Here is a 20,368-nt window from a genome sequence, read left to right as displayed (position 1 = left end):
TAGGCCGATCGAGTGCCCGCGTCGTCGACGTCCAGCAGGTGAGAACGTGTTGACACTATTGCTTCAGTGTTGACCGAAATTCAATTGCCCGGGGTGGCAGGGTGGATCTCCGTGGACACCGACGTGCGAAAGCTTCGAGAGATGTCCGGGCTGGTCACGCCGATGGCATTGCGCGTCGCCGTGACCCTCGGACTGCCGGACCGCCTGCGTTCCCGGCCCGCCACCGCCCACGACCTCGCGCCCGAACTGGGGGTCGACCCGCTCGCTCTCGACCTGCTCCTGGCCCACCTCACGACCCTCGGCGTGATCGAGAGAACAGACGCCGGTCATCGCACAACGGACTTCGGCGCGTTGCTAGGCGTGGACGCGGGCAACGGCCTGAACAACCTGCTGCACCACGACTCCGCCGCCGGACGCGCGGACCTCGCGTTCATCGACCTGGTCCACAGCGTCCGCACCGGCGACCCCGCCTATCCGCTCCGGTTCGGCCAGGGCTTCTGGGAGGACCTGGCCGAGCGGCCGCACCTGCGGGCCGCGTTCGACCGGCAGATGAACGACCGCATGAGCGGCTGGATCCCGCAGGTGGTGGCGGCGTTCGACTGGGCGCGGTTCGGCACGCTCGTCGACGTCGGGGGTGGCCACGGGAGCCTGCTCGCCGCGATCCTGCACGCGAACCCCGGGATGCGCGGCCACCTGGTCGACCTGGAGGAGACCGCGGCCGGCGCCCGTGAGCTGTTCCGGTCGGAGGGGCTCGCGGACCGGGCCGAGGTCACCGGCGGCAGCTTCTTCGACCCGTTGCCGACCGGTGACGCCTGCCTGCTGTTCGACGTCCTGCACGACTGGGACGACGAGCACGCGCACCGGATCCTGGCCCGGTGCGCCCAGGCGAGCGACCGCGTGCTCGTCGTGGAGTCCCTCGGCGAGAGCTCGGAGTTCGACCTCGTCATGCTCGTGCACTTCGGCGGGCGGGACCGAGGGCTCCACGACTTCGAGCGCTTGGCGGCGGAGCACGGGCTCAGCCTCGCGTTCACGACCAGGGTGACCGGTGGTCGCACCCTGCTCGAGTTCACTCGCTGAGCGCGGCGATCCGTTCCTGCGCTTCGGCGAGGTCGTCGGCGGTGGGCGCGTCGTCCTGGGTGAGCGTCCGCCGCCAGTAGCCGGCGAACTCGATGTCCTTCTTGGACACTCCGAGGCCGACGAAGTGCCTGCGCAGCGCACGCACCGCGGAGGCCTCACCGCCGAGCCACACCCACGTCGACGGTGCGATCTCCGCTGCCGTCACCACCGAGACCAGGTCCTCCCCGGCGCTGCGGTGCACCCACCGCACGCCGGGAACGTCCTGCTCCTCCACCGGATCGGCGACCTCGACGAACACGAGCCGTCGCTGGTCCGGTGGTAGCAGTTCGAGCAGGGAGGCGATCGCGGGCAACGCGGTCTCGTCGCCCGCGAACACCAGCAGGTCCGCCGTGCCGAGCGGACGCGCGTAGTCGGGGGAGGGCCCGAACCGCCCGATGACGTCGCCGGCCTGCGCGCGTGCGGCCCAGCTCGACGCCGGCCCGTTGTCGCCGTGCAGCACGAAGTCGACGGTCAGCACGCCGCCGGCCAGCGACCGGACGGTGAAGCCGCGCATCCACGGCCGTTCGGCGTCGGGCAGCGCGAGGTAGGCCTGGTACCAGGTGCCGACGTCCGGCGCGTCCGAGACGTGCGCGGACCCGCCCGGCCGGGGGAACAGCAGCTTGAGCTGCTGGTCCGGCCAGGTGCCGATCTCGCCGAGTCCGGGGCCGCTGAACGTCATGCGCGTCATGCGCGGGGTCAGCGGTGTGACGGAGGTGACCGTCAGCAGGCTCATGACAGGTACTCCCTGAGGTGCCGGGCGGTCAGCGTGTCCGAAGTGGACACGAGGTCGCCGGGGGTGCCGGAGAAGACGACCTGGCCGCCGTCGTGGCCCGCGCCCGGACCCAGGTCGACGATCCAGTCGGCGTGCGCCATGACGGCGAGGTGGTGCTCGATCACGATCACCGTGTTGCCGGCGTCGATCAGCTGGTCCAGCAGCCCGAGCAGCTGGTCGACGTCGGCGAGGTGCAGGCCGGACGTCGGTTCGTCCAGCACGTACGTCGACGCCTTCTCCGCCATGCGGATCGCGAGCTTGAGCCGTTGCCGCTCGCCGCCGGACAGCGTCGTGAGCGGCTGCCCGAGCGACAGGTACGACAGGCCTACGTCGTGCAGCCGGCTGAGCACGGCGTGCGCCTGACCGGACGGGAAGAAGTCGCGGGCGTCGGCGACGGACATGCCGAGCACGTCGCTGATGTTCTTGCCCCGCAACGTGTACCGCAGGACCTCGGGCGTGAACCGCTTGCCCTCGCACTTCTCGCACACCGTGGCGACACCGGCCATCATCGCGAGGTCGGTGTAGACGAGCCCGATGCCCTTGCAGTTCTCGCACGCGCCTTCGGAGTTCGCGCTGAACAACGCGGCCTTCACGCCGTTGGCCTTGGCGAAGGCCGTGCGGACCGAGTCGAGCAGGCCGGTGTAGGTGGCGGGGTTGGACCGGCGCGAGCCGCGGATCGGGGACTGGTCGACCGTGACGACGTCCTGGCGGTGGCGCAGCGAGCCGTGGATCAGCGACGACTTGCCGGAGCCCGCGACGCCGGTGACGACGGTCAGCACGCCGAGCGGCAGGTCGACCGAGACGTCCTTGAGGTTGTTGGTGCTGGCGCCCGTGATGGTCAGGAAACCCCTGGGGGAGCGGAACTCCGACCGCAGCTTGGCGCGGTGGTCGAGGTGCCGGCCCGTGAGCGTGCCGCACGCGCGCAGACCTGCCACGTCGCCGGCGTAGCAGAGGTGGCCGCCGTTGACACCGGCTCCGGGACCGAGGTCGACGACGTGGTCGGCGATCTCGATGGTCTCCGGCTTGTGCTCGACGACGAGGACGGTGTTCCCCTTGTCCCGCAGGCGGAGCAGGAGGTCGTTCATCCTCTGGATGTCGTGCGGGTGCAGGCCGACGGTCGGTTCGTCGAACACGTAGGTGATGTCGGTGAGCGAGGAACCCAGGTGCCGCACCATCTTCACGCGCTGCGACTCACCGCCGGACAACGTGCCGGACTCGCGGTCGAGGGAGAGGTAGCCGAGGCCGATCTCCACCAGCGAGTCGAGCGTGCCGCGCAGGGTGGCGAGCAGCGGTGCGACGGACGGGTCGTCGATGGAGTGCACGAACCGCGCGAGGTCGCTGATCTGCATCGCGCAGCAGTCCGCGATGTTCACGCCGCGGATCTTCGAGTTCAGCGCGGCCTGGTTGATGCGGGCACCCTGGCAGTCCGGGCAGGGGGCGTAGGTGACGGCCTTGTCCACGAACGCGCGGACGTGCGGCTGCATGGACTCGCGGTCCTTGGACAGGATCGTGCGCTGCAGCTTGGCGATCAGGCCGTCGTAGGTGACGTTGCTGCCGCCGACGGCCAGCTTCGTCGTCGGCTTGTACAGGAGGTCGTGCAGCTGCTGCTCGGTGAACGTGTCGATCGGCTGGTCGGCCGGGTAGAGGCCCGAGTTCGCGAGCACCTGCCAGTACCAGGTGCCGACACCGTAGTTCGGGGCGTCGATCGCGCCGTCGTTCAGCGACTTCGTCCGGTCGACGATGGCGTCCACGTCGATGGTCGTGACCTTGCCGAGGCCCTCGCAGGCCGGGCACATGCCCTCGGGCAGGTTGAAGCTGAACGCGCCGGACGTGCCGACGTACGGCTCGCCGAGGCGGCTGAAGACGATGCGGAGCATGGTGTGCGCGTCGGTGGCGGTGCCGACGGTGGACCGGGAGTTCGCCCCCATCCGCTCCTGGTCGACGATGATCGCCGCGCTCAGGTTGTGCAGCGCGTCCACGTCGGGCCGGCCGATCGACGGCATGAAGGACTGCAGGAACGCCGTGTAGGTCTCGTTGATCATGCGCTGGGACTCGGCCGCGATCGTGCCGAAGACCAGCGAGGACTTGCCGGAGCCGGACACGCCGGTGAAGACGGTCAGGCGGCGTTTGGGGAGGTCGAGCGACACGTCCGCGAGGTTGTTCTCCCTGGCCCCGCGGACCTGGATCCAGTCATGGCTGTCGGCGACAGCGTTCACAGCTGCTTCCCCCAAAGATTGTTTATGTCGTAAAGTATCGACCGGACGAGGTTACTTTACGTTGTAAGGAGTCGCAACCGTGGTCGTCTACGCAGGTCAGGGCGACCCGCGCCGGTCCATCGAACTGCTCTGGCGGGCGTCGGTCGCCGAGAAGCGGCCCGGTCCGAAGCCGGGGCTGAGCGTGGACGCGATCGTCGACGCGGCCATCGAGGTCGCCGACGAGCAGGGCATGGCGTTCTCGATGCGCGCGGTGGGGGAGCGGCTCGGGCGCACGGCCATGGCGCTCTACACGTACGTGCCCGGCAAGAACGAGCTCGTGGACCTCATGTACGACCGCGCGATGGCCGAACTGCCCGCGTCGTACCCCCTCGACGACGGCTGGCGGTCCGCTGCCACGCGGTGGGCGCACGACATGTGGGAGTTCTACAGCCGCCACCCGTGGATGCTGCAGGTCTCGCAGGCGCGTCCGGTGCTCGGGCCGCACGAGTTCGCGGTGATCGAGTCGCTGGCCGCGGTCCTGGTGTCCACCGGCCTGCCCGGCCGGGAGCTGCGCGGCATCGTCGGTGCCATCAACTACTTCGTGCGCGGCGCGGCCCAGACCGTCGCGGAGGCCCGTGCCGCCGGTGGCGCGACCGGCGAGGGCGACGAGGAGTGGTGGTACGCGCGGTCGGCGGTGCTGGCGGAGATCGAACCCGACCTGGACAAGAAGTTCCCCATGCTGCACGTTCTCGAGAACGATCGTGAGCCGATCGACCCGGAACTGCCCTATCTGGAGAACGACGCGGTGGAGAACTTCCGCGGTGGATTGAAAGTTCTGCTCGACGGCGTCGAGGGCGCTGTAGCGAAACCGTGACATAGTCCGGACGTTCAGCGCACACGGGCTCGATGAGATCGGGTGCATGGTTTTCGGCAGAGTCCTTGTTGCCGTGGCGTGCGCCCTGGTGCTGACAGCGCCGAGCGTGGCGGCGGCTCCCTCGCGGGACGACGACTACCGCCCCGCGACCATGACCATGAGGTATGAGACGGGCTGGTTGACGGGCGTGGTCCACGCGCCGCGCACTCTCGTCGGCGTACGGCCGCTGGTGTTCAACACTCTGGGCACGGACGCGTACGCCCAAGAACTGGCACGGCAGGGGATCGTCGTCGTGCAGGTGAACGATCCATCGGCGATGGAACGGCATCGTCAGCTGTGGCGTGACGTGAAAGAGGGCAGAGGCCCACTGGCGCAACGGTTCGCCGGGTTCGCCGGTCACGTCGCTGTGGCAGAACCGTGACAGCTCCCTCACAGGACGCCCACAACTTCCCGATGGGATCACCGCATGGTTATCGGAAAAGCCGCGGCCGCCGTCGTGATGGCGATGGTGCTGGCCGCGCCGACCTCCTCCGCGAGCCCGTCCGGCCACGGCCAGGCAGTCAGAAAGGTCGAGTACTCGCTCGGTGATCGGGCCTTCCAGGTGCCCGGCTTTCGCACCGGACCGGATGGTCGGGTCGCCGACCTCGAACTCACCGCGGTCGTGCACGCGCCGCGCACGCTCGTCGGCAAGCGCCCGCTGGTGTTGCTGGCACACGGTTTCTGGAAGCCGTGCGCGACCGAGGCCGACTGGGCCTGGCCGTGTCCAGCGGGGGACGCGTTCCCGAGCTACCGCGGGTACGACTACCTGGGAGAGGAGCTGGCGCGGCAGGGTTTCGTGGTCGTGTCGGTGAGCGTCAACGGCGTCAACGCGGGAATGATGGGGGAGATCGCGGACGTCGCCAGGGCCGCCGTGATGAGCAAGCACCTGGAGATGTGGCGTGACCTCGACGAAGGCAGGGGCCCGCTGGCACAACGGCTGCGGGGGTTCCGCGGGCACGTCGACCTGGCCAACGTCGGCACGCTCGGTCACTCGCGCGGCGGCCGTGGCGCCGTCTACCAGGCGTCGGACAAGCACGCCGGTGAGCTGCCCCGCGGTGTGGAGATCAAGGCGGTGCTCCCGCTCGCGCCCGCCGGCTACTACGCGCCGGATCCGGAGGCACCGGAGAACCTCGACTACCGCATCACGAAGATCCCGTTCGCCGTGCTGACCGGGGACTGCGACTCGATCGACGAACAGTCGCGCGGGTACGTCGGCAACGCGCAAGGACGCAACCTCGTGCCGATCCACCAGGTCACACCGCGCCGGGCGAACCACAACTTCTTCAACACCGAATGGTCCTACGACCACGACAACGCGTGTCCCGGCACCCCGACGCTCACCCCGCAGGAACAGCGGAAGGTCGCGAAGACCTACATCCCGGCGTTCTTCCAGCATTACCTCAACGGCTGGCGCGACGCGATCGTCGACCGGGGCTACGCGGGCGTCGACGTCGTGACACATCAACCGATCGGTTAGGCATTTCGAAGACTTTGGATTGACGCGTCCCCCTTCCGCCACTGCCAGGGTGGTGGTGGAAGGGGGAAAATTCCATGCTCAGAACAACCGCGCTGCTCACCGCGGCGCTCGTGGTGCTGACCAGTTCGCCCGCTCAGGCACACGCGAACGGCGACTGGTCCGGCTGGGCCAAGGATCTCAACGGTACGCGGCACCAGGCCGCGGAATGGCGCATCAACCAGAACAACGCCGGCAAGCTCAAGCTGAAGTGGGCGTTCGCGTACCCCAAGGGTGGCGCCAACATCGTGCGCAGCCAGCCCGCCGTCGTGGGCGACACGATCTACTTCGGGAGCCCCGACGGGAAGTTCTACGCCCGTGACGCGCGCACCGGCCGTGCCAAGTGGGAGTACGTGCTCCCGCAGGGCGACAGGTACGCGTTCAACTCCGACGGCCCGACGGTGGCCGACGGCAAGGTGTTCTTCGGGGACAGCGCGAGCAGGTTCTTCGCGCTCGACCAGCGCACCGGCCGCCTGAAGTGGCAGGTGCAGCTCGACACCGGCATCGCGTCGATGACCACCAGCTCGCCGATCGTCCACAACGGACTCGTGTACGTCGGCACGTCCAGTTCCGAGAACATGCTGCCGAACACGCACGACTGCTGCACGTTCCGCGGGCACATCGACGCGTTCGACATCGACACCGGCGCGATGGTCTGGCGCCATTACACGGTGCCGGAACCGGTCCAGGTGGGCACGTGGCCCAACGGCGCCAAGCGGTTCGAGCCGTCCGGCGTCGGCGTGTGGAGCTCGCCGGTGATCGACCGCAGGACCGGCACGCTCTACGTCGGCACGGGCCAGAACTACACGGGCAAGGGCGGCGAGTTCGACTCGCTGCTGGCGCTGAACGCCCGCACCGGCGCGGTGAGGTGGACCAACCAGGTCACCGATGCCGACACGTGGCGCGACGCGTGCAACCAGCCCGACGCCGAGGGCTACTGCCCGGGGCTGAAGGACGGCACGAACCTCGACTACGACATCGGTGCCACGCCGAACCTGTTCACCGTCAACGGCAGGCAGCTCGTCGGCGTGGGCCAGAAGTCCGGTGTCTACCACGTGTTCGACGCCTCGACGGGGCAGGTCGTGTGGCGCCGTCAGCTCGGCGTGCTGCTGCCCAGCGGTGGCATCTCGGGCATCCAGTGGGGGTCGAGCTACGACGGCAAGCGGCTCTACATCGCGACCTACTACGCCGACCCCGGCAAGTTGTTCGCCGTGGACCCGGCCACCGGCGCCGTGCTGTGGGAGACCCCGGCACCCGCCGACGGCTGCTCCACGGGTGGTGCGGCCGGCCAGCCCGGTTGTTACCAGGCCCATGGCGTGCCGGTGTCCAGCTCGCCCGGTGTGGTGTGGCTGGGAGCGCTGGACGGCAAGTTCCGCGCGTACGACTCCAGGACCGGCCAGATCATCTGGTCCCACGACACCATCCAGGACGTCCGCGGTGTCAACGGGCTGACCGGGCGCGGCGGCACGCTCGCCGGTCCCGGCACGGGCGCGGTCATCTCGGACGGGATGGTCTACGTGCAGTCGGGTTACTCGTCGGCGTACGAGAACCCGCACGGCCACGTGCTACTGGCCTTCGGCCTGTAGCTTCCGGCGCACCCGGCCGGCCGGAAGACCCGCCCGGGTGCGCAGCTCCACCGCTGTGCGCCAGGCATCTCGAGCCGGCTCGGCGGCACCCGCGGCAGCGTGGGTGTCGCCGAGCTGTTCGTACGCACCGGCTTCCAGCGAGAGGTCCCCGCCCAGCCGGAACATCTCCGACGAGCGGGTGAACGCCTCGGCCGCCTTCGCGTGGTCGCCCAGCCCGAGGTGCGCGGTGCCCAGGTTGTCCCACGCCTCGGCCTGGCCGATCAGGTGGTCCATCGCCCTCCACATCGGCATCGCGCGCTCGGCGTACCCGACGGCCTCGGCGTACCGGCCGAGTTTGCTGTGGCCCCACGCGAGGCCGGTCAGCGCGTTGGCCTGCCCGTAGGCGTCCCCGCACTCCTCGAACAACGCGAGTCCGCGCCGCGTGTGCTCCATCGCCTCGCCGATCCGGTCGTCCGGGCACAGCATCGCGATGTTCAGCAGTACCCCGGCCTGGCCCGCCGGGTTGCCCTCGTAGACCTCGAACGCCCGGTGCAGCGCGGTGGTGGCCTCGTCGGGCCGGCGCATGCGGCTCAGGCTGCGGCCCAGGTTGATCAGGGTCCGGCCCAGGCCGTCGGGGTCGTCGAGCCGTTCCACGGCGGCGACCGCGAGTTGCTGGGACGTCAGCAGGTCCCGGTAGCGGGCCTGGCGGTCCAGCGCGTCGGCGAGCGACCAGCCCATCAGCCACGTCTGCGCCGGTGTGCCGTGGCGCATCGCCGCCATCAGCGTCGGGTGCTCGGTCATGAGCCACGCCAGCGCTTCCTCCCGCGTGCCGAACCGCTGGACGACGACGCCCGCTGCCGGTTGCGGGGTGGCCGGGCGGTGGCGGCCGGTCGTGTAGACGACCCCGGCCTCGACGCCCGTCAGCGCCAGGTGGTCGAGCAACCGGTGCAGCGCCTCGTCGCGTTCGTCGTCGAGCGCCAGCTCGGCCGCGTAGTCGCGCAGCAGGTCGTGGCAGGTGAACCGGCCCGGCTCCGGCTCGTCGACCAGGTTCGCCGTCGCGAGCTCGGTGAGCAGCGCCTCGGTCTCCCGCACGGCGAGCCCCGCCAGGGACGCCGCTCCGGCGACGCTGATGTCCGGGCCCGGCATCAGCCCGAGCAGCCGGAACAACCGCAGCGCCGCGGGGCTCAAGGCCTTGCAGGAGTGGGAGAACACCGAACGCAGGTCCGCCGCCACGTCATCGTCGTCGCCGAACGCGTCGAGGTCGGCCAGTTCGTCCGCGAGCGCCGCCAGAGGGAACTCCGGCTGCGTCGCCGCCCGCGCCCCGGCCACCGCGAGGGCGAGCGGCAGGCGGGCGCAGCGGCGGACCACGGTGTCGACCGCGTCCGGTTCGGCCCGCGCCCGGTCGTGGCCGATGCGGGCGGCCAGCAGCTCGCGGGCGTCGTCGGGTGGCAGCAGGCCCAGCGGCAAAGCCTTGGCGTGGGCCGGTCTCAGCGTCGTGCGGCTCGTGATCACCACGTGCGCGTTCGGCGTGCGCGGCAGCAACGGCTCGACCTGGTCCGCGTCCGTCGCGTTGTCCAGCAGCATGAGGACCCGCTTGTCCGCGAGCGCGTCGCGCAGCAACGCCGACTGGCCCGCGAGGTCGTGCGGCACCTGGGCACGCGGCACGTCGAGCGCCGAGAGGAACCGCAGCAGCGCGTCGCCGGGGCTCACCGCGGCGCCGCTCGGGCCGAAGCCGTGCAGGTTCACGTAGAGCTGGCCGTCCGGGAACCAGTCCATCGCCTGGTGAGCCCAGTGCACGGCCAGCGAGGTCTTGCCCACGCCACCGGTGCCCGTGATCACCACGACGCCGTTCGGTGCCTGGTCGAGCTCGGCGAGCTCGAGCGCCCGGCCGGTGAACGGCTTGGGCGCGGCCGGCAGCTGGCGTGGCGCGGAGGCGGCCTGCTGCCGCCGGTGCAGCGCCGTGAGGGGCCGGGACGGTTCGGCGCCCAACTCGGCGGCGAGCGCCGAGCGCACGACCTCGAAGTGGCGCAACGCTTCCGCCGCTTTGCCGCTGCCGTGCAACGCCTCGATCAGCTGGGCCGCGATCCGTTCGTCGAGCGGGCGTGCGGCGGCCAGGGCCTGCAGTTCGGGGACCAGCTTCGCGTGCTCGCCCCGAGCCAGCCGTTCGTCGGCGTGGTCGAGGCGAGCCGCGAGCAGTTCCTCCGCGAAGTCCGCGCGCAGCTGCCGCGCCCACGGCGTGTCCACAGTGGACAGCAACTCCTCCTGGGGCAGCTCCAGCGCGTCGGCGAGCCTCCCCGCGCGCACCAGGTGCCGGAACAGGTGCAGATCGATCTCCAGTGGATCGACCCGGAGCGCGTAGCCGTCGCGGACGCGTTCCACGAGGCCCGGCACCGTCTGCCGCAGGCGCGTCAGCCAGGTCTGCATCATCGCGCGGGCCCGCGGTGGCGGGTCGTCGCCCAGCACCCGTTCCACCAGCTCCTCGGCGGTCACGACCTGGCCCGCGTCGGCGAGCAGCACGCCGAGCAGAGCACCGAGCCGGGTCGGACCGAACTCGGTCGTGCCGAAGACCGTGAACCGCACGGTGATCACCGTAGTCCTTCCCGGCCCACGAGTGACCTCACGTGATCACGTCAGCTACGAGAGAAACGCCTCTCGCAGTTCCTGGACCACGAGCTCCGGCACCTCCAGCGCCGCGAAGTGGCCTCCCCGCGGCATCTCCGTCCACCGCACGACGTTGTGGTTGCGCTCGGCCATCCGCCGGATCGGCACGCCCGCGTCGTGCGGGAACACCGCGACCGACGTCGGTGTCGCGGACATCGGCTCCAGCTCCCCCCACGTCTCGTCGCCCTCCTGGTAGTAGCGCGCCGACGAGCCCGCGGTCCGGGTGAACCAGAAGATCGACACGTTCGTCAGCACCGTGTCGAGGGGTACCCCGATCTCCGGGTCGCTCCACGTGTGGAACGCCCATTCGATCCATTCCAGCTGCGCGACCGGCGAGTCGGTGAGCGCGTGGGCGACCGACTGGGGCCGCGTGCTCTGCATCGACACGTACCCGAACTGCTCGAACTCGTAGCGGTAAGCCTTTTCCACGGACAGCCGCTCAGCCTCGACGCTCATGTCCGCCGTCTCCTCCGTGACGCCGGCGGAGAAGATCTGGTTGACGTGGACGGCCCTCACCTCGTCCCGCAGGCCCAGCTGGCGGGTGAGCATGGCGCCGTAGTCGAAGCCGTGCGCGAGGTAGCGCTCGTAGCCCAGGCGCCGCATCAGCTCGGCGACCATGCCGGCCACGCGGGGGATGGTCCAGCCCAGCTCCGCGGTGGGGCCGGGGAAGCCGAAGCCGGGCACCGACGGGACCACCAGGTGGAAGTCGCGGCTGAGCGGTTCGATCATCTCCTCGAACGCGAAGCACGTCGTCGGCCAGCCGTGGGTGAGCACCAGCGGTTCCGCGTCCGGGTTGGGGCTCTTGACGTGGAGGAAGTGCAGCGGGGCGCCGTCGATCTCGGTGAGGAACTGCGGGATCTTGTTGAGGCGCCGTTCGGTCTCGCGCCAGTCGAAGTCCCGCCAGTGCCGCACGAGCTCCCTGAGGCGGTCCTGGGGTGTGCCCTGGGCCCAGCTCGAGCCCGCGGGGTCGAGGGGCCAGCGGGTCTGGTCGAGGCGGCGGTGCAGGTCGTCGATCTCGGACTGGGGGATGGTGATCTCGAACGGCTTCATGGTCAGGACGCTATTAGGGCTGTAGGACAGTTATGGTCCTACAGTGTCCTCGGCCCGTTTGCTCAAGTTGCTCGGTCTGCTGCAGTCGCGCCGTGAGTGGTCCGGTGCGGAGCTTGCGGAACGGCTCGACGTCACCACACGCACCGTGCGGCGTGACGTCGACCGGCTTCGTTCGCTGGACTACCCGGTGCACGCGTCGATGGGCACGTCCGGCGGCGGCTACCGGCTCGGGTCGGGCGCGCAGCTACCGCCGTTGCTGCTGGACGACGACGAGGCGCTGGCCGTCGCCGTAGGGCTGCGCACCGCGAGTGGCATCGAGAACATCGGAGAGACGGCCGTGCGCGCGTTGCTCAAGGTCGAGCAGGTACTGCCCTCCGCGGTGCGGCACCGGGTCGCGGCGCTGGACATCTCGACGGTGCCGCACACGGGTTCGGCGCCGGTGGTGGACGCGTCGCTGCTGACGTCGGTGGGCACGGCCTGCCGTGACCGGCAGCGGCTGCGGTTCTCCTACGTCGGACATTCGGGAGAGGAGTCGGAGCGTTCGGTCGAACCGCACCGGCTCGTGACGTGGGGCAGGCGCTGGTACCTGGTCGCGTGGGACGTGCTGCGGGAGGACTGGCGGACTTTTCGACTCGATCGGATGAGCGTGCGGACCCCGTTCGGTGCCCGCTTCACACCCCGTGAGATCCCGGGCGGTGACGCGGGTGCGTTCGTGGCCGCGCGCGTCGCCGACCGGTGGCCGGTGCAGGGCGTCGTGCGACTCGGAGTGCCCGCGTCACAGGCCCAGGAGTGGCGCAGCTACGGCGAGGTTTCGGCTGTGGACGAAACGTCGTGCCAGGTGCGCGTCGGTGGCGAGACGATGGACGACGTGGTGTTCATGCTCGCGAGCATCACGGTCGAGTTCGAGGTCGTCTCCCCGCCGGAACTGTCCGCCGCGCTGCTCCGGGCAGCGGACCGGTTTCGCCGGGCGGCGAAGTTCTAGAGAATTTCTCAGGGTCCTGACAGCAGACTCCTAGCCGCGTAGGGCTTAGTGGAGGTCAGGGAGGTCCACCATGCTGATCGATCGCACCATGCCACTGGGCACCGCGCTCACCGTGACCCACGCGTCGGAACGTGGACCGCGCAAGCACAACGCCGACGCGTTCGCCGTGGGCCGCCGCACGTTCGTGGTAGCAGACGGCGTGGGCGACTCACCGTCCGCCGCCGAGGCCGCGTGGGCCGCTGCCCGTGCCGCCGCACTGGTGGTCGACCCGGTCTCGGCGATCCTCGCCGCCCGCGACACCCTCCAGGTGCACTCGGGCGACGCCGTGATCGTCGTCGCCACCGCCCGTCCCGAGGGAGGCTTCGACATCGCCTGGGCAGGCGACGCCCGCGCGTACGCCTCCGACGGCTCGGACCTCGTCCAGCTCACCACCGACCACACCGTCGCCGAGTACTTCCGCGAGCGAGGCATCAAGGCCCAGCCACGCATGGAACACGTCGTCACCAACACCGTCCGCCACGCGACGTTGCAGAACATCGGCCGTGCCGGCACACGGGCACCACGGCTTGCCCTCGTGTCCGACGGCATCTACGGACCGTTGGGACACAACGGGATCGGGGCGATCATGTCCGGACACGCCTCGGCAGAGCGTTTGGTGCGTGCGGCCCTCTACGCGCGCGGCACCGACAACGCCACGGCCCTGGTCGTCAGCTGACCTTCTTGCCGCGCTTCTTCTTGCTCGCCTCGACGCTGCGCTGCAACGCCTCCATGAGGTCCACGACCCCGGTCGCCTCGGCGGGCTCGTCCTCGACCTTGATCGTGCGGCCCTTCTGCTTCGCCTTGATCAGCTTGGTGACCCGCTCGGTGTACGTGTCGCGGTAGTCCTTCGGCCGCCAGTCGTCGGCCATGGACTCGACCAGCGACACCGCCATGTCGAGCTCCTTGCCGCGCGGCGCCCGCCCCTGCGGCGTCACGTCGAGCACGTCCTTCGGCTTGCGGATCTCGTCGGCGAAGAACAGCGTGTGCACGGCGAGAACACCTTTGTCCTCTGTGAGCGCGGTCAGGTACTGCTTGCCGCGCATGACGAACAGGGCGATGCCCGCCCGGTTCGTCTTCTTCATCGCCTGCGCGAGAAGGAGGTACGGGCGGGAGAACTCGGACTTGGCCGGGCCCAGCCAGTAGGTCTTCTGGAAGTGGACCGGGTCGATCTCGTCGATGTCGACGAACGCCTCGATGTCGAGCGTGCGGCTGCGGCCCGGCGCGATCTCGTCCAGTTCCTCGGGTTCGATGATCACGTACTCGCCGTTGTCCGTCTCGTGGCCCTTGACGATCTTGTCGTAGGGGACCTCGCGGCCGGTTCGCTCATTCACCCGCTTGTAGCGGATGCGGTCGGACGTGCCTCGCTGGAACTGGTTGAAGTGCACGGTGTGGTCCGTGGTGGCGCTGTACAGCTCCACCGGGATGGTCACCAGCCCGAAACTGATCGAACCGCTCCAGATCGCCCTTGGCATGCAGGTCAGGTACCCGGTTGGCGGGGTGGTTATTCGCCCGGAGGCGTGAGAAGGGGATCGGCCGTGGTCGCTACGATCGCACGGTGAGAGTCGTGGTCCTGTCCGACACCCACGCGCCCAGGTTCTGGAAGAGCTGCCCACCGGCCGTGGCCGGACACTTGCGGTCAGCCGACCTGATCCTGCACGGCGGCGACGTCTGCGTGGCTCCCGTGCTCGAGGAGCTGGCCCAGTACGCGCCCGTGATCGCTGTCTGCGGCAACAACGACGGCCCTGACGTCGTCGCGTGGGGTGCTCCGGAGGTCGTCGAGGCCGAGATCGGCGGCCTGCCGTTCGCGATGATCCACGACAGCGGCCAGAAGACCGGTCGCATGACGAGGATGCGACGCCGGTTCCCCGGCGCGCGGCTCATCGTCTTCGGGCACTCGCACATCCCGTGGGACGAGGAGGAGGACGGCGTGCGGGTGTTCAACCCCGGCTCGCCGACCGACAAACGGCGTCAGCCGCAGGGCACGGTCGGGCTGCTGGAGATCGAGGACGGCGTGCTGCTCGACGCGCGGATCGTGCCCGTGACCTGAGCCCCGGTCCGCGATCCGGGCGCTCGTGCCATGCCGTGCACCTCAGCGCCCTCCATTGCCTCCGTCGAACAAGCCCCGGCGCTCCCTGGTCGCCACCCGCCTCACCCGGAGGGGGTCACGGTGATGCTCCGCAGCCTCGCGTGACCCGTCCGCCACTGCGTCGACACCGCCACGAACCGGGCGGAACGGGCTGTCCCGTAACTCCTTCCGTCCAGGCTGTAGGTGACGGTGTGCGGCGGCGGCAGTCCGGGAGTCCACTGCAGACCCACGTCGGCGACCGTGTGGACCGCGCCGAGGTCGACGACCATGCGGCCGTCCCGCCCCGGTGTCCACGCGGTGCGTTCGGAGCCGTCGACCGCGGCGCCCGGATCGGTCATGCCGGGTGGCAGCACGGAGTTCGGGAACGTGACGCGGCCGAGCGCGAGGTTGTTGATGGGGAACGGGGTGGCCAGCGGCATGCCCACCGTGCGCTCACCCCGGCCCAGCACGACCGGGAGGCTGCGGCCGTCGCGGTGCACGAGCACGAACATCGCCGGGCCGCCGCGGAACGTGACGCGCTGCCCGTCGTGCACGACGGCCGTGATGCCCGGTGGGACGCCGCGAGCGGTGAACCACGGCGCCTCGACCCGCGCGGTGGCGGCGGGCAGGTCGAGCGCGTACTCCGTGCCGTCGCGGGTCGTGGCTTGCGTGCCCCGGTACAGCCGGGTGCCGTGCAGGCGGATTTTGCCGGTGACGTCGGCGCCGGACAGGTTGAAGAGACTGAGGAACCCGTCCGCGGTGCTGGCGCTCACGCCGGGAGGGCACTGCGGCGCGGGCTCCGCGGCGATCCTGCGCAGATCCGCGCGGACGTAGCCCTCGACCACTCCGGCGGGGACGGTGATCGTGTCGCCCTGCACGGTGAACAGGCCGGACCGCGCGACGAACCCCGCCCGGCCGTCCACGTCGAGCCAGCCCGGAGTGCTGAGGTCCGCGCGAGGGTAGGTGGCCGCGGTGGTCCACGTGGCGCCGTCCGTCGACGTCTCGATGCGATAGGCGACGGCGGCCGCTGTCTCCCAACGCAAGCGCACACGTTGCACTGTCGTGGCGGCACCCAGGTCGACGGCGATCCAGCTGTCCGCGCGGCCGCGTTCGGCGCGGGCGACCGCCCAGCGCGTGGCCGGGTCGCCGTCGGTCGCCTTCGCCGGTTCGTAGCCGGGGTCGAACGACGACGCCGTCGTCGTCCCCTGACCCACCTCGAACTCGAACAGCGAGTAGCCGTAGGTGGGGTGGGGCGTGACGCCGACCATGCGGACGTGCCGTGCGGTCGTGGCGGGGAACGTCAGCTCGTCGACCCGGAAGCCCTCGCGCGCCGGGACCGTGACGCGGCCCGCCGATCCCGTGTACGTGCGGGAGCCGGTCAGGCCGGGCATCCCGGCCATCGCGAGGTTGTGCACGTCGGCCCGGCCGGGGCGGGGGAGCGCGCAGACGATCGTGCCGGTCGGCAGGGTCGCGGTGCCGGCGAACCCGTCCGCGAACCGCAGCAGGCTCGCCGTCGCGTCGAAGCCGTCGCGGATCTTCTGGTAGGCCACGGTGTTGCGCCCAGTGACAGCCGCTGGTGGCAGCAGCATCGGCGTCGAGCCGCTGATCTTGAACAGCCAGTCGTCGTGCGAGGGTTGCCAGGCGAGCTTCGTGAACCCCGGCTTCGTCACCGTGCCCGCCCACGCGGCCGCCGACTGGTGCGTCAGCAGGCCCGGATCGGTGCCGTGGTCGATCGTGATCGCCGCACGCGTGAAGAACTCCTGCTCCGACACGGGTGTCGCCGGTGGGCGCAGCTCGTGCAGCAGGTAGCTGATCGCGAGCTCGGCGCGTGCCTCCGGCTCGTACTTGGCCTCACCGGAGAACTTCGCCAGCCGGTGGACCGGGGGATGGGCCTGGTAGGCGAGCAACCGCGACGCGAGCGCGGCCTCGGCGCGGGCGGCCATCGGGTCGCGCAGGACGGTGGAGCGGAAGGCGAGCGGGATGACGTCACGGCCGTAGAGGTGCTCGCGGTCGTTGACCATCGGCATCAACGGCTCACCGGCGTCGCTCATCGTGGCGAGGATGGTGCGCCACAACAGCTCCCCGTTGGGCTGCCTCGTCAGCACCTCGGGCAGCGGCCGTCCGGCGAGCAGGAAGTGCACGGCGTTGCGGCCCGAGGTGCGCCAGAGCTCCTCCTGGTAGTGCGGGCCGAACGAGCCGTGGTTCTCGACGATGAACGTGTCGTGCAGGTTCGTCGCGGTGTTGGCCGAGATCGGCGTGCCGTCCACTGTGGACGGGTTGGCGAGGTCGGCGGCGGGCAGCCCCGCCTCGTTGCGGCTCCAGCGGCCGAACGCCTCGCGCCAGCCCGGTCCGTCGCCGTGCCAGGCCAGTCCGGGCGCGAGGGCCTGGGCGTAGACGCCCATCTCCTCCAGCTTGGTGTCGCCCCGGTGACCGCCGGTGAGGCCGTTCGGCGTCCAGCTGCCGGAGCGCGGATCGTTCGCGGTGCCCAGGGACGTCGTGTAGTCGGCCTGGCCGCGCGCGATCGCCTCGACGTTTGCACGGGTCCGCGCGTCGAGGTCGGGCCAGAGCAGCCGGGCGGCCAGCACGAAGTAGGACTGGAAGGTGGTGTCCCAGAACAGGGTCTTGCCCCACTCGGTGCCGCCCGCCAGCACGTTGCTCGCCGCGAAGTGCTGGATCGTCGCGAGCGTGTGGTCGCGCAGGACGTCCTTCTCGACGCCCGCCAGGGTCGCGTCGTAGGTGCCCCTGGTGAGCAGGACGGCGTTGCCGAGGACGACCGCGAAGCCGAAGTCCGTGCGCCGATAGCGTTTCGCGGTGGCGTCGTACTGCGTCTCGGCCCACCTCGTGTGCCTGAGCAGCACCTCGTAGTAAGTGTCCCTGAGCTGGGCGACCGAGATCTTCGGCGCGACCGCCAGCACCCCCGTGGCGTACAGGAACGTTCTGCGGTTGATCAGCATGTCAGGGCCGCCTCCGCCCAGTCGGCGTGGTCGAAGTTGCGGCCGTCGCCGCCGTCGGTGACGCGGAGGCTGAGCATCCGGACGCCGCTCACGTCGACGTCGATCGGCACCGCCGCGCCCTTGCCCCGGACGACTCCGCTGTCGTACAGGGGCTTGTCGTCGCCGACCACCTGGAACGCGACCGAGCCCGGTTCCGCGGTCTCGTCGTCGAGGCCGATCTTCGCGGTGAGGCGTTCGCAGCTCCGGCCGAGGTAGACCGAGACCTCGGACGGCGCGTGCGTGCCGAGCCCCGTGGCGTAGGTGACGCCGCCGATGGACAGCGCGTTGCCGTCACCGGCGGTGTTCTCGCCGTTGGACCTGTCGCGTTCGACCGGGCCCCAGCCGTTGGTCTCGCTCATGAACGGCAGCGCGCTGACCTGCGCCCCGTTGCCGGGGGCCGGGGGAGGGACGAACGCCCTGACCGCCTGCTCGACGTGCACGTCACCGAAGGTGGCGACGATCGGCAGGTCCACCGGGCCCGTCCGGGGTCCGGCCGTGAGCCGCCAGCGGCCGGTGATCGACTCACCCGGAGCGAGCCTGGGCCGTTGGATCACCGGACCTGCGACGGACCAGCCCTCGGGCGCGGTCGCCGTGAGCGCGACGTCGCGGATCGCCTCGTCGCCGTTGGTGAACGTGCCGGTGACCTCGATCGTGGAGCCCGCCGGGGTGTCGGTCGTCCCGGCCGGCGTGACGGTCAGGGTGGTCTTCGGGACCTGGCGGATCGGCTGGTCGCACGTCTTCAGACCGGGCCGGTAGCGGCAGATCACGGCCGCGAACCCGCCGTTGCGCCTGGAGGGCACGGACAGGGTGTCGGTGGTGCGCAGGACCTGCGTGTCGCGGACGACGTCGGCCCTGATGGCGGGGTCGCGCACGGTCTCGACGAGCCACTGCCCGCCACCGAGGAAGCCCAGCGGTGCCCGGAGGGTGCGGTCCTGGGTGGCGATGCCGCCGACGAACCACCGGTCGCCGTTGCGCCGCGCGACCACGGCGTGCGAGTCCGGGTCGCCGTCGAGCAGCCGGGTCTCGTCCCAGACCGTCGGGAGCTGGTCGAGGTAGCGCACCGCCTCCGGATGCCGTTCGTAGGCCTCGGGCTTGTCCGCGAAGTGCGTCCAGCCGGACTCGTAGACGACCGGCAGCGCGACCTCGTGCGCGATCGACGCCTCCTTCGTGCCCACTTCGAGCGAGACCGGCGTGTAGTCCATCGAGCCGGCGACGTTGCGGGTGAAGAACTGCACGGGGTTGTTGGCGGCTGGCGGGTAGTTCTCCGCGCCGCGCACGGCCTCCATCGTGAGCACGTGCGGCCAGGTGCGCGCGAGTCCGTGCGGAATCGTCGAGCCGTGGAAGTTGACCATCAGCTTCAGGTCGGCCGTCTTCTGCAGAACCGCGTCGTACCAGCGATACCGGTCCTGCGAGTCGGACTCCATGAAGTCGAGCTTCACGCCCTTCGCGCCCCACTGCGCGATCCTGGGCAGCACGGTGTCACGTTCCTGCTCGGTGTCGAGGTCGCTCCAGCGCAGCCACAGCAGGATCTCGACACCCTGCGCGCGGGCGTAGCGGATGAGCTCGGGCACCCACGCGGCGCTCCAGCCCTCGTCGACCAGCGCGTACTGCCAGCCGTGGCGGGCGGCGAAGTCCACGTACTGCTTCTGCCGTGCGAAGTCGCTGGGGCTCGCGTGCTCGCTCAGCCACGACCACGCGACCTTGCCCGGCTTGATCCAGCTCTGGTCCGCGAACCTCGAGGGGGAGGCCAGGTCGTCCACGAGCGTGGAGGTGCTGACGGTCGCGAGGTCGCCGACGATCGCGGTGCGCCACGGGGTCGTGCCGGTCGAGGCGACCTGGGCGTCGGCGAGGACGACCTGGAAACCGTTGCCGCTCTTGCGCAGCCTGCTGCCGGAGTACCGGCCGTCCACATCGGACTCGGTGAGCAGCGCGAAGTCCTGGCCGGTCTGGAAGAGCGACGGGTAGCCGAAGTCGCCGGACGCCTCACCCGCGGTGGTGCGCACACGATTGGCCTCGTACCAGGCGTTGTAGGGCAGCAGCCACGCCTTCGAGTCACCCGGCACCACGAAGCCGGACGCCTCCCCGGTGACCGTGGCCGCCCGCGGCAGCACGTAGCGGTAGGCGACGCCGTCCGCCGAGGCGCGCACGACCAGGTCGAAGCTGCCGGACGCGGTGCGGAAGCCGAGGCGGCTCTCGGTCATCCGCGCGGTGCGCTGGACCCGTTTGCCGGTCGGCATCGCGTACCGCTCCATGACAACGCGGTCAGCGCGGCCGGTGAAGACCAGGTCCTTCGTGAGGTCGGCGGTCGTCGTGGTCAGCCCGACCGGAGCGGGCTGCAACACCGTCCGGCCCTGTCTGCGGACCGACAGTGTCAGGTTTCCGCTGTTCAAGGCCACTTCTGCGCTGACCTGGCCCGGACCGGTGACGGTCCAGCCGGACGGCGCGGCGACAGCGGGCGCGGCGGGCAACAGCAGGGCGAGCACGAGGACGAGCAGTCGTGACAT

The 20,368-nt window shown here is 70.4% G+C and carries 14 protein-coding genes and 1 pseudogene; 8 read left to right on the top strand and 7 right to left on the bottom strand.

The window, feature by feature from the left end; translation table 11 throughout:
- The first annotated feature begins 123 nt into the window (after positions 1–123).
- Positions 124–1,077: a methyltransferase gene (locus tag ACWF7A_RS22410; protein WP_452252410.1), complete on the top strand. Its 954-nt coding sequence runs from the start codon at positions 124–126 to the stop codon at positions 1,075–1,077.
- Here the strand turns inward: ACWF7A_RS22410 and ACWF7A_RS22405 are convergent.
- Positions 1,067–1,849 (bottom strand): siderophore-interacting protein, encoded by a 783-nt coding sequence (locus ACWF7A_RS22405; protein WP_452252409.1) that lies wholly within the window; start codon positions 1,847–1,849, stop codon positions 1,067–1,069. The genes ACWF7A_RS22410 and ACWF7A_RS22405 overlap by 11 nt on opposite strands.
- Positions 1,846–4,104 (bottom strand): ATP-binding cassette domain-containing protein, encoded by a 2,259-nt coding sequence (locus tag ACWF7A_RS22400; RefSeq protein ID WP_452252408.1) that lies wholly within the window; start codon positions 4,102–4,104, stop codon positions 1,846–1,848. Before ACWF7A_RS22400 ends, ACWF7A_RS22405 begins: the two co-directional genes overlap by 4 nt.
- 79 nt (positions 4,105–4,183) lie before the next feature.
- Between ACWF7A_RS22400 and ACWF7A_RS22395 the strand changes: the two genes are divergently transcribed.
- The 4 genes from ACWF7A_RS22395 (at position 4,184) to ACWF7A_RS22380 (ending at position 8,095) form a co-directional block, all read left to right on the top strand.
- Positions 4,184–4,957, top strand: a complete 774-nt coding sequence (locus ACWF7A_RS22395) for a TetR/AcrR family transcriptional regulator (RefSeq protein WP_452252407.1) — start codon at positions 4,184–4,186, stop codon at positions 4,955–4,957.
- Positions 4,958–5,003: 46 nt separating this feature from the next.
- Positions 5,004–5,378, top strand: coding sequence for a hypothetical protein (locus ACWF7A_RS22390; protein ID WP_452252406.1), 375 nt, complete (start codon positions 5,004–5,006; stop codon positions 5,376–5,378).
- Between the two features lie 45 nt (positions 5,379–5,423).
- Positions 5,424–6,473, top strand: a complete 1,050-nt coding sequence (locus tag ACWF7A_RS22385; protein ID WP_452252405.1) for a hypothetical protein — start codon at positions 5,424–5,426, stop codon at positions 6,471–6,473.
- Between the two features lie 74 nt (positions 6,474–6,547).
- Positions 6,548–8,095 carry an outer membrane protein assembly factor BamB family protein gene (locus ACWF7A_RS22380; protein ID WP_452252404.1) on the top strand — a complete coding sequence of 516 codons (1,548 nt, stop codon included), beginning with the start codon at positions 6,548–6,550 and terminating at the stop codon, positions 8,093–8,095.
- Here ACWF7A_RS22380 and ACWF7A_RS22375 read toward each other — a convergent pair.
- Together ACWF7A_RS22375 and ACWF7A_RS22370 are read right to left on the bottom strand one after the other, a co-directional pair.
- Positions 8,075–10,654, bottom strand: a complete 2,580-nt coding sequence (locus ACWF7A_RS22375; protein WP_452252403.1) for a BTAD domain-containing putative transcriptional regulator — start codon at positions 10,652–10,654, stop codon at positions 8,075–8,077. The two genes, ACWF7A_RS22380 and ACWF7A_RS22375, sit on opposite strands and share 21 nt — an antisense overlap.
- 54 nt (positions 10,655–10,708) lie before the next feature.
- Entirely contained in the window at positions 10,709–11,785 is a 1,077-nt protein-coding gene (locus ACWF7A_RS22370; RefSeq protein ID WP_452252402.1) for an epoxide hydrolase family protein, read from the bottom strand.
- A 43-nt stretch (positions 11,786–11,828) separates the two neighbouring features.
- On the opposite strand from ACWF7A_RS22370, the gene ACWF7A_RS22365 reads away from it, so the two are divergent.
- Both ACWF7A_RS22365 and ACWF7A_RS22360 read left to right on the top strand, forming a co-directional pair.
- On the top strand, positions 11,829–12,767 hold the full coding sequence (locus ACWF7A_RS22365; RefSeq protein ID WP_452252401.1) for a helix-turn-helix transcriptional regulator: 939 nt from the start codon (positions 11,829–11,831) through the stop codon (positions 12,765–12,767).
- Between the two features lie 70 nt (positions 12,768–12,837).
- Positions 12,838–13,482, top strand: coding sequence for a PP2C family protein-serine/threonine phosphatase (locus ACWF7A_RS22360; protein ID WP_452252400.1), 645 nt, complete (start codon positions 12,838–12,840; stop codon positions 13,480–13,482).
- 10 nt (positions 13,483–13,492) lie between these two features.
- On the opposite strand, the pseudogene ku reads toward ACWF7A_RS22360, so the two are convergent.
- Positions 13,493–14,278, bottom strand: a pseudogene (gene ku, locus ACWF7A_RS22355) (non-homologous end joining protein Ku); the annotation flags it as partial.
- An 83-nt stretch (positions 14,279–14,361) separates the two neighbouring features.
- On the opposite strand from ku, the gene ACWF7A_RS22350 reads away from it, so the two are divergent.
- Positions 14,362–14,853, top strand: a complete 492-nt coding sequence (locus ACWF7A_RS22350; protein WP_452252399.1) for a metallophosphoesterase family protein — start codon at positions 14,362–14,364, stop codon at positions 14,851–14,853.
- 101 nt (positions 14,854–14,954) lie between these two features.
- Here the strand turns inward: ACWF7A_RS22350 and ACWF7A_RS22345 are convergent, their stop codons facing one another.
- Together ACWF7A_RS22345 and ACWF7A_RS22340 are read right to left on the bottom strand one after the other, a co-directional pair.
- Positions 14,955–17,825 carry a discoidin domain-containing protein gene (locus ACWF7A_RS22345; protein ID WP_452252398.1) on the bottom strand — a complete coding sequence of 957 codons (2,871 nt, stop codon included), beginning with the start codon at positions 17,823–17,825 and terminating at the stop codon, positions 14,955–14,957.
- On the bottom strand, positions 17,819–20,368 hold the full coding sequence (locus tag ACWF7A_RS22340) for a glycoside hydrolase family 97 catalytic domain-containing protein (RefSeq protein WP_452252397.1): 2,550 nt from the start codon (positions 20,366–20,368) through the stop codon (positions 17,819–17,821). The genes ACWF7A_RS22345 and ACWF7A_RS22340 overlap by 7 nt, the downstream gene beginning before the upstream one ends.

The sequence above is a fragment of the Lentzea sp. NPDC055074 genome, from assembly GCF_053608005.1.
This window is presented reverse-complemented; position numbering and strand designations above follow the sequence as displayed.

Excerpts from the sequence above, each read along its gene's own strand:
- ACWF7A_RS22405 (WP_452252409.1), bottom strand. The coding sequence starts at position 1,849 with ATGAGCCTGCTGACGGTCACCTCCGTCACACCGCTGACCCCGCGCATG.
- ACWF7A_RS22390 (WP_452252406.1), top strand. The coding sequence starts at position 5,004 with ATGGTTTTCGGCAGAGTCCTTGTTGCCGTGGCGTGCGCCCTGGTGCTG.
- ACWF7A_RS22385 (WP_452252405.1), top strand. The coding sequence starts at position 5,424 with ATGGTTATCGGAAAAGCCGCGGCCGCCGTCGTGATGGCGATGGTGCTG.
- ACWF7A_RS22380 (WP_452252404.1), top strand. The coding sequence starts at position 6,548 with ATGCTCAGAACAACCGCGCTGCTCACCGCGGCGCTCGTGGTGCTGACC.
- ACWF7A_RS22370 (WP_452252402.1), bottom strand. The coding sequence starts at position 11,785 with ATGAAGCCGTTCGAGATCACCATCCCCCAGTCCGAGATCGACGACCTG.
- ACWF7A_RS22360 (WP_452252400.1), top strand. The coding sequence starts at position 12,838 with ATGCTGATCGATCGCACCATGCCACTGGGCACCGCGCTCACCGTGACC.
- ACWF7A_RS22345 (WP_452252398.1), bottom strand. The coding sequence starts at position 17,825 with ATGCTGATCAACCGCAGAACGTTCCTGTACGCCACGGGGGTGCTGGCG.
- ACWF7A_RS22340 (WP_452252397.1), bottom strand. The coding sequence starts at position 20,368 with ATGTCACGACTGCTCGTCCTCGTGCTCGCCCTGCTGTTGCCCGCCGCG.